A 12,899-nucleotide genomic window follows, 5' to 3' on the forward strand; every position below is an offset into this window, starting at 1 on the left:
CCGCTCCACCACCTATTCTGTCATCATCCCCATGACCGTATATTTTATCATTCCCCGGCCCACCTACAATAGTATCCATTCTGCTTGAACCGTGAAAAACAATTAACCGTTCAATATTCTTTACGAAATGGTACTCATCATCCTTGTCATATTCAGAGTCGCCACTTTCATCACCATCCAAATTCACCCAAATGCGGTGAAAATATCCATCATATCCTGGTTCCGAAGAGTCAATGACTGAATCCCATGACTGTGTAAATTTATTGTATTTCCAGCGTGTAATTTCATTCAGATCAATACTAATTTTATTTGTATTTCCATTCGGATTGCTTTGGTTAAAATACAATGCATCGTTCACACCCCCTCCGCCATCAATAACATCATTTCCTTCACCGATTGTTATATGGAACGTATCATCCCCAGCACCGCCCGTGATCCAATCATCGCCACCATTACCATAGATGGTATCCTGTCCAGCAGCTCCTTTTATAACATCATTGCCAGACCCTCCTTTTAATGTTTTCGGAGAAGTTGGAGTGCTATCTGAACAAATAACTAGATCTAGTGAAGAAGATGTATTATCAAGAACATTAGTCTCACTCGCACCATGTATGGTTATTCCAAAAGAACGGTTTACAGTTTCCCTATATACCCAACGAAGTCCTTCAACATCAAAATTTGTAAAATAGACAGTGACCCATTCCGTTAATGTTTCACCACTATTTCGGGCTTGGACCATACTATTATTATTATCCAATTCATACGACCAGTTACCATCCAAATTCATCGTAAGAGTGCCATATTCAAGTTCCACATCTGTATTATCTTCCAAGATCTTCCGAATTTTAATATCGTCAGATGGAGACCTAACAACAAGCGTGTATCCGGTCTTCGTAGAATTTTTAAAAGCCACCCGACCTGAAGGGTCACGAACCGTATTATCCTCATATGCAACACTGGCACCTGTGATGCCGATGGGGTGATCAATTACATCAAAATGAGAAATTGTGAGTGCGGGAAAATTCTTAAGAATCATAAGATCAGAATCAATTTCACCTCTCTTATCGACGATAACTGTATCATTTAACCTCTGAATAATGTTAATATCGGCTGCTTCCATTAAGGCATCCAACAAATCATAATCATCATCATTCTTGGCGGTAACATCAGCCCGAAGACGAGCCAAACCACCATCTATATACAATCGGATTTCATCGTTTCCACCTTTTGCAGTTCCATTAAATGTGGCTTTACCAGAAGTATTGTTAGAACTGAAATCGTAGATAATATCAACATTTTCGCCATTCTTAGCATAAGCACCTTGATATAGGACAAAGAAGTCATCATCCCTACCACCTCTAACTTCATCTCTGCCTGCTCCGCCAGTTAACGTGTCGGAGCCTCTGCCTCCAGCAAGTAAATCATCACCACCACGAGCAACAATCACATCATCTCCACCAGACATGATAAATTTGTCATCTCCATCAGCGCCTAACAGATAGTTGTTGTTTGTTTTTTCGTCTACAATATGAAAGTTTTCGAAATTTGTAATACTCGTATGATGGTCAGTTTCATCTAGACGGTAATTATAATTTCTATCAATATAAATGCGAATGTAATCATTTATTGAATGTGAAGTGCTTTTCTCCCAACTACCGTTATCGTTTAACGTCCACCTTATTTTCATCAAATAATCTATAATGCCGCCCCCTGAGTTATGCCTGTAGTAAGTATCGTTTCCGTCTCCACCATCAAAAATATTGTTCCTAACATCGTTAGTGCGAATTATATCATCTCCATCACTACCTGTGATGTGGTTGAAAACATTTCCTCTACCGCCCCAAACATCCAATTGGTCAAAGCGATAAATGTAGTCAAACTCATCTCGGGTATTGTCGTAACCATCATTGTCCAAATCATACCAGACCCGAATATGTGTAAAAGTTTTATCATAATCGCTTTTTGAAGGGTCTGATGACACCCATGTTGAACCAGAATACTTCCACCTGGTATTATCCTCTAGATTCAGCTGAAGAGAGTAATAACTTGATGGTCTACCTGTTTGAGTTGAGACATATGTGTCATCACCAACCCCGCCATCCAGCACATCGGTTCCCCCGTATGCATTTATTTTGTCATTGCCTTCACCAGTTGTAATAGTATCATTTTTGCTTGAACCGTTTATGTTTACTTTTTCAATATTTCTGACATAGAAAAATCTATCTTTCGTTTCAGCATTAGTATCAGCTTCACTCATACCTACTTTGTCATGGTCTGCATCAACCCACACCCTTAAATAATCTGACTGTTCATAATCGTCATCACCAGGTGAAGCTGATTCCCAATCTTGAGTAAAATTATTATATCTCCATCTTATCTTTGTACCGTCATCATCTAGGTCAAAATGAATCGCTGCATCAGTTACAAAATCTGTGTGTGTATTTGAATTTTCGTTGTATTGAATGTTGAACATTAATTCATTATTACCAGTCCCACCGTCTATGACGACTTCATACCCATGGACTCCACCATCACGAACATCTACGTAAAATACATCGTGACCACCTTCACCAAAGAGCCAATCATCACCCCCATTGCCATGAAAGATATTACTAGCCTCCGTACCGTTCATAACATCACTGCCGGGTCCTCCTTGAACGTGTTCATTATGACCAAACAAAACATCACTTGTGATATTGTAAGATGAATCTATTGACGTTGTAGGTGGGTTTTGATAATCCGTCTGATCGTTTGCACCATGAAGAGTAATATTGACTGTATCTACAGCATCCTCATCTGATTCTGTACTCGTAACATGCCTATAAAAGAATGTAATGCATTCTTGTAAATCCGATTGCCCACTGTTTTTTGCATTCACAGCACTGTTTGCATTATCGAGTTCATATGACCATTCACCAGTTGATTTCACAACCAGCCGTCCGTAATTTAAATCAATGCCCTCTGCGGTACCATCTGTAGCACCGTCACTATTATCAATTTTTTCAATATGAATTTCACCTGCTAGATCTGTCCATCTAATATAAAGTTCATAGCCTGTACTGCTTTGAAGAAGGTCGCCAGTAACAAAAGTTAAATTCGCCTTTCCTTGAGGATTACGAAACTCATTATCCTCGTAAGCATGTTTTGTCCTAGAGTCCAAAGTAATACGATGATGTCTAGTAGATGGCGTGCTAATTGTTGGTGTAGTTGCCGACATAATAAAAATATCCTCCCCAATGAATGAGTTACAAATCACTTGAAGTATTTACTTTCATAAAAGATAGATATTTTGTCAATTATTTAAGGAAAATTTTCTATTATCCACAATATCTGCCAATTATTCAGGTTTTTGGCCATATAACAGCACATATTACACTTATTTTTATCCAATATTTAGTTCCACCCCATATGTTTCGTCACATTGACATGGGTTTCTGAGCAAGTATACAGTGAGAAGACTAAACAACATCAATCTGGATATGATCTTCGCCTCCGAGGGCGGCTTTCAATGAATGCGCATCAGTGATGGAAGCGGCGGCGATGGCTTCGGTGAACTGTATATCGAGCCCGTCAGTGCTGTTTCCGGTCATGCGCAATTCAATCTCATCGCTATCGGGCTTTGTTGCCGTCAGCATGCTCGCAAAGACGGCAAAGAAATCTGCCAGCGCCCCGGCAACCTCAAGGATCAGCGTGTCTACCCCGATTTCGAAATCGGTGATCGTATCAAGACCCTTGCCCGTGCCGAACTGGGCGACGAAGACATCCCTGCCGCCGCCGCCTGTGTAGGTGTCATCGCCCCCGCCGCCTTCAAGCCTGTTATGGTCGCGGTTCCCCGTAAGCGCGTCATCATGGGGGGAGCCGATAAGGTTCTCGATGCTGGTCAGGGTGTCCCCCGAGGAATGGTCGCCTGAAACGTTGGTTGTCGCCTGAATGCCGCCTGCACGGGTGAGATCGACGCTGACTCCAGCTTCCGACAGGCTGTAGCTTGCGGTGTCACTGCCGAAGCGCCCGTCGAGGATATCGGCTCCGGCAAGACCCTCAAGGATATTATCGGCATCATTGCCCCTGATAATGTCTGCATGTTTGGTGCCGATGACGTTTTCAATGACAACATTGTAGGCGATCACGAAGTTCCAGTTATGGTCGGTGGTGGCTATCTTCGATCGCGCCCCGGCGGTCATCTCAAGATCAACACCGGCCTTGAAGTCCGGGTTATTGAAATTGAAGAGGTCCACACCGCCCATGTCATAGATGATTTCATAGGCCTGGATGCTATCGGTGTAGTCATAGACCGTATCAACGCTGCGGGTTGTTGTATTGACCCCATAGACCCGCTGCAGGGATTCAATGTCGTGAAGCTGCGGCATTATGGGAAAGCGTTGTTCATTCTCCCCGAAATCAAGCCCGCTGACATAGGCCATCACCGAATTCTCAAAGACAGCCATATCGGACGTGGCAAGGGGCGGGCCTTCATTGCCCTGTTGCAGACCGGGATGGGACAGACCAAGACCATGCAAAATTTCATGGAGATAGACTTCCCTGACCCGCTCATAACTCCACCCCGGTTCGGTTAAAGACAGGCTCGTGATATGACTGATGGGTCTGCCAAAATAGTCGTCGAAGGATTGTGCAACACCGAGAAGGGTAATCGTTCCCGGTTGAACCTTTATACTGGAAAAAACAAGATCAGAGGTAGAGATGTTTAGCTCTCTCTCCTCGATAAATTTCATATTGATCACATCTTCGATGCTGTCGAAGACATCCCTGATAATGTCATTGTCTGCCTGAAGTTGCAGGACATCGATCCTATCAGGTCTGCCGTAAACTGCTGTGACTCTGTCCAGATCGGCCTGGCTATCCGCAAAACTGTAGGTGATGACGAGCGGGCCATCGGGATCATTGTTATCTAAAGTGGATATGGTATTTCCAACATTCCAGACTTGTCTCGCATTGACGACGGTGATGTCACCGGACTTAATGATCGGTCCGTTCCCGACTACTGGGTTTCCGCCCCTGTGCGAATTTAACGTGTACTCGATCTCCACCATGTTGCCGTTAACCAGTTTTGCCGTATAACTGGAATAGCTTCCATTGAGCCGTTGATCACTGGTGACTAGAACCCCTTCCTGATCACTGACCTGTCCCGATGCGCCATCCTCAAAATAGGCCGTGACTACTGTTTTGTAATTCTGATCTATGAGCCTTGTGTTGACCGTGTTGTAATCAAGACGGAGGATGTGCTGTTCGAGATTTGGGGTGAGGTCGGCATCCGTTGAATTGAGCAAATCCACAAGAGATTCCTTCAGCAGGACCTCCCACTGGTCATCTGTCAGCAGGGATGACTCGGGCCTCTGGTTAAAGGCAATCATATACTCAACCAGATGATCGCCTTTTTCCCCAATTCTCGAGCGGTCTGCATTTCTTGGTATTTTATTCACAGTCGCGACCGAAATATCGTCATCTGCCGGTTGTGACGCATCGGATCGGTATTTGACAGTCGTCCCGTCCAGATAGACGCCTGTCTCGCCCGCATTCAGTGCTTCCCTGATTTTGATATATTCATGGTCGGGATCGAAGTATCCTTCATCAGGGCTGTTCCGCCTAAACTGCTCCACCACACGAAAATACAATGTCCCGCCGGCGACCGTGTAGCCGTCAGGGTCAACAATTTCGACATTGTCATTCGGCGTTAAGTCATAGGGCTCGATATCCCCGAGTTTCTCGATGACATGGATTTCATCACCAGCTTTAGGAGGAAGTCGTCCGGGCCGTCGATCTGCAGGGATAAGCCTGTCATACTCCTGCAGGGTGATCGTATAGGCAAATTTGAATTTATCGACATTGTCCCGATAGATTGTCCTGCCGCCGAAATTGACAATCTGCAGAGGGTCATCGACGGGATCGACGGTGATCGAAATCTCCTCGGTGGTGGTCCGCCCCCCGGCCTCAATCCTGATCGTGAGCATGTCCTCGCCGTTGTAATCCGCATCCGGCAAATAAAGCAGCCCTTCGAGCAGGGCGTTCAGGTCATGGGCGTCGATATGGGTGAAGGTGAGCGCATGCGTGCCGGTCTCTGTGTCGGCCTCGCTTCTAATCCGGTATCCTCTGCCATCTGTGCCTGAATCAGCATCGGCGAGCTGATGTCCTGTAGACAGGGTGCCGCTCGTGACCGATATGACCACTTCGGGTATCCTCAGATCCCCCGTACCTGATACCGAGATTGCATTTTCCCCCCCCGCCTGGCTAAACTCAAGCAAACCGTCCTCATCCACACTGACAGTGGTGCTACCGGTAGGTGACGCAATAGCGGGTTCGGGGGAGATGCCGTTGATGATGAAGACCAGCTTTTGCGGGGCGGATTGAGCGCTGGCCGCATCGCCGCTGCTGTCCGTTACCGAGATCGTAAAAATGTCGGATTGACTTGTACTCGCATCAAGCTTTTCGATCTCCGCCTCATCGCGGATATAGGCATAGCTGCCGTCAGTTCCGGCGGTATTGAAATACAGATCCCCGTAAGTGCCCTCAACACGATGGGTGTAATTATGTCCGCCTGCGGTGAAATGCGTGCCTGTATCAGGGGTCATGGCGCTTTCGGCCCCGAAAGTGTGGGTGTCCGCCGTATCGTCATCGGCTTGGGTAAGGCGGCCTACAAGGGTGCCAAAATCAACCGTGGAGCCGGTGGCGGCGGTCATGTCACCGGCAATATCGGTGATATTCGCTGCAATGAAATCACCCTTTGCATCGGGCTGAACAGGCCTGGTGCTGGACGGGGTGCCGGCCTCAACGCCGATTGAGGGGCGGTGATTGGCATCGGTTACCGTGACGGTGATGGGGGTGGTCCGGACGGTGAAATCCTCCTCAAGCTGCACGCGTACAGTGAGCATCGGTTCGGTTTCATGGTTGAGGAAAACCCCGGGAGACAGCCTGAGCCAGATATCAACGGTTGTGCTATCGGTTTCAAAGTCAAACAGCCCGGCATCGTCCCCTGTAAGTTCGAGCATCCCGAAGCTGCCGCCATCGGGGTCGGTGATATTGATCCTGCCGATCCTGATCCCCGCTGCGGTATCCTCGTTCTCGGCAACCGAGGTGTCGGCACCCTGATCAAGGGCGAGCGCCGTTGCAAGCCCGTCCCTGACGCCGTTGATGGTGAAGATCAGGTTTTTCGGCTCGGACTCAAAATGGTCATCGGATCCGGGTTTGTTGATCCCGCTATTGTCACGCGCCGTGACCACAAATATGTCCTCCTCGGTATCCCCGGCGCTGAGTTTGCCGACTTCGGCCTCATCCCACTTATAATAGTAACTGCCGGCATTATTGCCTGCGGCATTTAAATACAACTCGCCATAAGTGCCCTCAACGCGATGGGTAAAAGTGAGCCCATCGACAGTGAAGTGGCTACCGGTATCAGGAGTGGTCGCGCCAACTGCCGCGAAAGTGTGAATGTCTCCCCTGTCATCCAGAACGTTGAAGCTGCCGCGCTGCACACCGGTAAAGGCCGAACTCCCGCTGGTCGCAATATCGGTGATGATCCCTCCGGGGAGAGGACGCAAAACGGGCCTGTTATTGACCCCTGTGATGTCGACGGTGATGGTGACGGTATTCGAATACAGGTCACCATCATCATAGACGATCACCTCAAGCCGGTCCTGGGCCGTCGCGCCTTTCGGCAGCACCATGGTCTTGGGTTCAGTATGATCCACCACATAGGCCCATGTTGCGGTGCCGTCGCTGGCATGTCGGGTTATCGAATAACTTCCATAAACCCCCTTAACAGTCTCCGTCTCACCGGCGTCGACGGAGATGACGTTGTATGCCGCTTCACCGGGGCTGGGTTCGGTGACCCCATAGAGTGTCAGGGCACCCGGAAGGTCATCAGGGTCATTTAAACTGATAATTCCGTTTAAACTCTGACTGCTGGTTCTGACCGTAGGCGGATCATTAACACTGATCGTTAAACTGACCGAGATAGGTGCCCCAGTGCGTGGCGGATTTCCATCATCGGTTGGTGTGACCATCAGGGTGATCACCCCGGGGGCGAATGTCGCCGTGTCCTTGATGCGAAGGCTGCCGCCTACAACCTCAAAACGGTTGTCATCCACGGTGAAACTCACCGTATCCCCGTCGGCATCGCTTCCGTCAATGAGATAGCCCGTTGCCGTCGCTGCAGTGATTTGACCCGCGGTCAGCGTGACCTGTGTGCCCGATCTTGTGGCTTCAGGGTCATTCTCGTTTACATTCACGACGGTAATCGTGATATTCCCCGATGGCGCACTGAAAAGGTCCATATCGTCCTTCACCTTGACCGTCAGGGTGAAGGGTCCGTCCTCGCCGGGGTTCTCAAAATCGAGGGACGCCTTCGGCCTGATCCCGAAATGGCGGGGCGTTGCAAGCGCCGCGATTTCGAACAGAGTAGCCCCGCCCCCTTCTATCGTGAAATCGGATGCGACAAACTCCCCTTGTGCGGCATCGCGATCGTTTGCGGTGAACGTGATCCCGGGGATCAGCGCCGGGGGCGCATTCTCGGTGACACTCCCCTGTGCCGTGACCCCGCCGCCGATAAAGCTGACGGTGGGGGCATCGGCGACATCCCCGATATTGATGGAAACCACGAGCGGCTCGCCGGCCCGCTGAGGGCTGCCGTCATCCATCGGCGTGATGTTGAACGTGATCTGGCCGGGAGTGAACGTCGCCGTGTCTTTCAACCGGAGGTTTCTGCCCACAACCTCAAACCGGCCATCGCTGACGATGAAACTCACCGCATCCCCGTCGGCATCGCTCCCGTCAATGCGATAACCCGTTTCCGTGCCCGCCGGGATCTCGCCCTCATTCAGCGTGACCTGCGCGCCATCCCGCATGGCAGTTGGGTCATTGTCATTGATATTCACGACGGTGACTGTGATTTCCCCTGATGGCGCACTGAAAAGATCCGCGTCGTCCTTGACCCTGACCGTCAGGGTGAAAGGCCCTTGGTGATCTGAATTTTCATAATCAAAAACCGATTTCTGCCTGATCCCGAACTCGCCGGACGCAGGAGCCGCCACAACCTCGAACAACGAAGCCCCGCCCCCCTCAATCGTGAAATCGGATGCGATAAACTCCCCTTGAGCAGCATCGCGGTCGGATGCGGTAAACCTGATCCCCGGGATCAGGGCCGGGGCCGCATTCTCGGTGACGCTCCCCTGTGCCGTTATCCCGCCCCCGATGAAACTGACACTCGGAGCATCGGGGGCATCCGTGATCGTAACCGCCACCGATACGGGCGTGCCGGTCAGCGGGTTCCCCGGGCTCGGCCCGTTATCCTTCGGCGTCACATCGAAGGTGACGGTCCCGGGCCCAAACGTTTGCGTGCCGTTCACGACAAGCGTGTCGATGCCGTTGATGCTGTCAACCCTGAAACGGGAATCCCCAACCTCAAAGATGACATCATCGCCATCGCCATCACTCGGGATGAAGGTCAGTGTCCCCACCGCCGTGCCATCGGTGTATTCCCCTTCATCCAGTCCGGCCACACCTGACGCTGTGGCACTGGGGGTGTTGTCATTGATATTATTCACATTCACGATGATAAGATCAGTAACAACCTTTGGGTCTTCCCGGAGATGAATGCGAACACTCAGTACCGCTACGGTTTCATGATCGAATGATAAACCTTCCTTGAGTCTGAGTTCCCATATGCCTTCGCCATTAGTGAGTTCAAACGATGCATGATCATCATCCCTGACCAACTCAAGCGTCCCGAAATTGCCCCGGTCGTCATCAGTGATGACAATTGTGCCGATAGCCACCCCGTTGCCTGATATGTTCGTATTTTCGCTTATCGAAGGGGTAATCTGTATCAATTTAATTGCCGTCGCAAAGTCATCATTAGCCATCACGGTAATGCTAAATGATCTTGATTGACTATCTCCACTTACCCTGTAGCTGAATTCTGCTTGATAGGTTGATGCTGCCTGAGCAGGCACGAATTTAAGCGTTTCAACACTTGCTGCTGGTATAGTCTCGCCGTCATTCACCCTGTTTCCATTAAGTTCAAGCCTGCCATGCTCGGGGTCGGGAACAGATACGATCGTAACGGGAACAGGAACATTGGCACTGTCAAAACCAAAATCGTTGGCTTTGAAGGAGTATGTTCCTCCTTCTGTGGTGTCAAGCCCTGTCACAACAGGTCTTCCACCACCGCCCCCGCCGCAGGAGGCGAGCGCAACACCCGAGAGTGTCCAGACAATCACCGAAGCGGATGATGACCCTGAAACACTTGGTTTCATCAATGCGGAATGATTTCTTGATAAATCAAGATGGTTTTTCAACTCATTAGGCATTCGGTCTTATACCATAAATGTTAAAGTCGAAGCATATAATTGGAGATTTCTGCGGATCTTGTAAGTCGACCTCTATATGCCTAGCCTGATCATACCGCAATTCGAATTTCGGACAACTACGGACACCAATGAAGTTCTTGGGGCCGGATTTGAATTAATAAAAACAATATAAAACAATTTTCGTTAAGATAAATAACATCACCACCGTTCACTGATGGCAGCATCGAGGCCCTCGCGGTGCCATACAGAAGCGCCGTATTAACGGGGGGTAAAATCGCCGGAGTTTCGATATCGCGCTCTGTGCGTTCCTAGGGGCTCCTGAAGCCTCACTCCTGACGTAGTTACCTCCACCAACACTCGTTGAGCATCTCTGATGCGAATAAGATTTTGCGCCCGAAAACCGCGTAAGCGGGTTTCGGGGGAAAAACAGGGGGGAATGTGTATCACATTTCCATACCCTGCCCTTCTATCGTATTTGCGAAAGTTGGCGAAAGTTGTCGGGAGATTATTGGAAGTTGGCGAATCTTGGCGAAAGTTGGCAAAAGTTGGCGGCGGTAGCTGAATATGGCCGAAAAGGAGATGGTCAGCGGAAATATATTATTAGATTAACTGAGTCTCGCCTGTTCTTTCAATTCGTCAAGATAATCCGCCCATCCCTGCATCATCTCTCGGCGGCCATCAAGAAATGCAGTCCGGTTATAGGCTCGCCCATGCGCTTCTCTTACATTATGAGCAAGCTGCATTTCTATCCACTCGACCCTATATCCAAGTTTCTCATCAAGTAATGTCCGAGCCAACGCCCTGAACCCGTGTCCACTCATTTTTTCCTTAGGATATCCCATCGTCCTTAAAGCCGTCAGAACGGCATTGTCGCTCATCGGTCTTTCAATTGTTCTGGCACTTGGTAAGACATAGCGCCTATCGCCGGTGAATATTCTAACAGACCGAAGCACATCCATCGCTTGCCTGCTAAGCGGCACGATATGGCCCTCGCGCATCTTCATCTTTTCAGCCGGAATCACCCACTGCTCCTTATCCCAGTCAATCTCGCTCCATTCGGCATGACGCAACTCGCCTGGACGCACAAAAACTAATGGTGCGAGCTTTAGGGCCGAGCTCACTTCAGCGGTCCCCTGATAGCCTTCTATTGCCAGCATCAGCCGCCCTGCTTCTTTGGGGTCAATGATCGCTGCACGGTGCTTTGTTTTCGATGCTTTAAATCGGCCTTGGAGTGCCTGTGTGGGATCGGCATCGCAATGACCCAGGATCATTCCATGGCGAAAAACTTGTCCTGCGACCTGTTTGGCGCGGCGGGCAGTTTCAACTTTGCCTTGTTTTTCGATATTTTTAAGTATCTCTAGAAGTTTCGCCGGCTCTCCCGCGAGATCCCTGATTGGCCTTTGACCGATCCAGCGGTAGAGGTTTCTCCTCAACATCCCGCGAACTTTTTCCTGATGGTTTTCACCCCAATTATGCTTCTCGCTTTCAAACCAACTATCACCAACGACCTCAAATGTATTATCGATGCTTTTATTATTATCCTGTTTGTCTTTCTTCCGCTTCTCGCTGGGGTCCACGCCCTCATGGAGAAGTTTCCGGGCATCATCTCTATGCTTACGGGCTTCTATCATCGTTACAAACTCAAAAGAACCAAAGGAGATAAGCTTTTCCTTCCCCTCAAAACGATATCTGAAACGCCAGCCTTTACTGCCAGTTTGCGCAACTTCCAGATACAATCCGCCGCCATCAGACAGTTTTCTGGCTTTGCCATCCCCTTTCGGCTTGGCATTATGAATTTCAATATTTGTTAATTTATTTAAAGCCATTGTTTTATCCTCGGTGTGACTATCGGAAGTCTTGGAACAGCCCTTTACTTTCGGTGGCCATACGGGATTTTCCGCTAGACAGTGATTGGAAATAATTCTTATTTTTCTGATATTTAAGTCCATATTGAGGGTAGCTTCGATTAAGCTTCCTCAAACTACCCTCAATTTACCCTCATTTACTCCCAGATGTCAATGATGGCCTTTGAGCGTTTTTAACCGGTCAAACGTCTGTAAGACGCAGAAAACGGCCATTTATTGGCCGTTAGAAGCTTTAATGATTATTTAAGAAAGTGCTATTTGGTAGCGGAGGAGGGACTTGAACCCCCGACACGCGGATTATGATTCCGCTGCTCTAACCTGCTGAGCTACTCCGCCACTGTAAGAAACCCATTTTCTAGGCGATGCGACAGTAGTGGTCAAGCGCAAATCCCATCTGCCTCAAGCCATCGGCAATGCGATAGAGAATCGGCAAGTAACTCTCCAGCGGTGGCACCTCCATACACTGTACCTTGCCTTGATCATCACAATGGCGAACAAGAATTATTTTCTCAAAGCCGGAGATCGCTTCAAAGGCTTTGCATTCGTCGTCATCCATCGGCCCACCCTGCAGTTTGAGTTAATTCTTTGATTTCATTTTGATTTTTACTCAGGTAAGGCGGTCCGACTAGCGGAAGCTGCGGATGATTTCCACTGTCAGCGCTGACAGAGCCGGGCGGGTTGCGCGCAGGATTTCGCCGCGGTCAAAAACATCCGG

The 12,899-nt window shown here is 49.0% G+C and carries 4 protein-coding genes and 1 tRNA gene; all 5 read right to left on the minus strand.

All coding sequences use genetic code 11. The annotated features are described in order from the left end of the window. A partial coding sequence (locus V6Z81_10215; GenBank protein MEG9862840.1) for a VCBS domain-containing protein occupies positions 1–3,217 on the minus strand: 3,217 nt, incomplete at its 3' end. A gap of 241 nt (positions 3,218–3,458) precedes the next feature. Further along, positions 3,459–10,265 carry a VCBS domain-containing protein gene (locus V6Z81_10220; GenBank protein ID MEG9862841.1) on the minus strand — a complete coding sequence of 2,269 codons (6,807 nt, stop codon included), beginning with the start codon at positions 10,263–10,265 and terminating at the stop codon, positions 3,459–3,461. A 659-nt stretch (positions 10,266–10,924) separates the two neighbouring features. Next, on the minus strand, positions 10,925–12,268 hold the full coding sequence (locus V6Z81_10225; GenBank protein MEG9862842.1) for an integrase arm-type DNA-binding domain-containing protein: 1,344 nt from the start codon (positions 12,266–12,268) through the stop codon (positions 10,925–10,927). A 175-nt stretch (positions 12,269–12,443) separates the two neighbouring features. Then, positions 12,444–12,520, minus strand: a tRNA-Met gene (locus tag V6Z81_10230). Between the two features lie 19 nt (positions 12,521–12,539). After that, positions 12,540–12,740: a hypothetical protein gene (locus V6Z81_10235; GenBank protein ID MEG9862843.1), complete on the minus strand. Its 201-nt coding sequence runs from the start codon at positions 12,738–12,740 to the stop codon at positions 12,540–12,542. Between the last annotated feature and the right edge of the window lie 159 nt (positions 12,741–12,899).

Source organism: Parvularculales bacterium (assembly GCA_036881865.1).
Taxonomy (GTDB): Bacteria; Pseudomonadota; Alphaproteobacteria; order JAPOUT01; family JBAJNM01; genus JBAJNM01.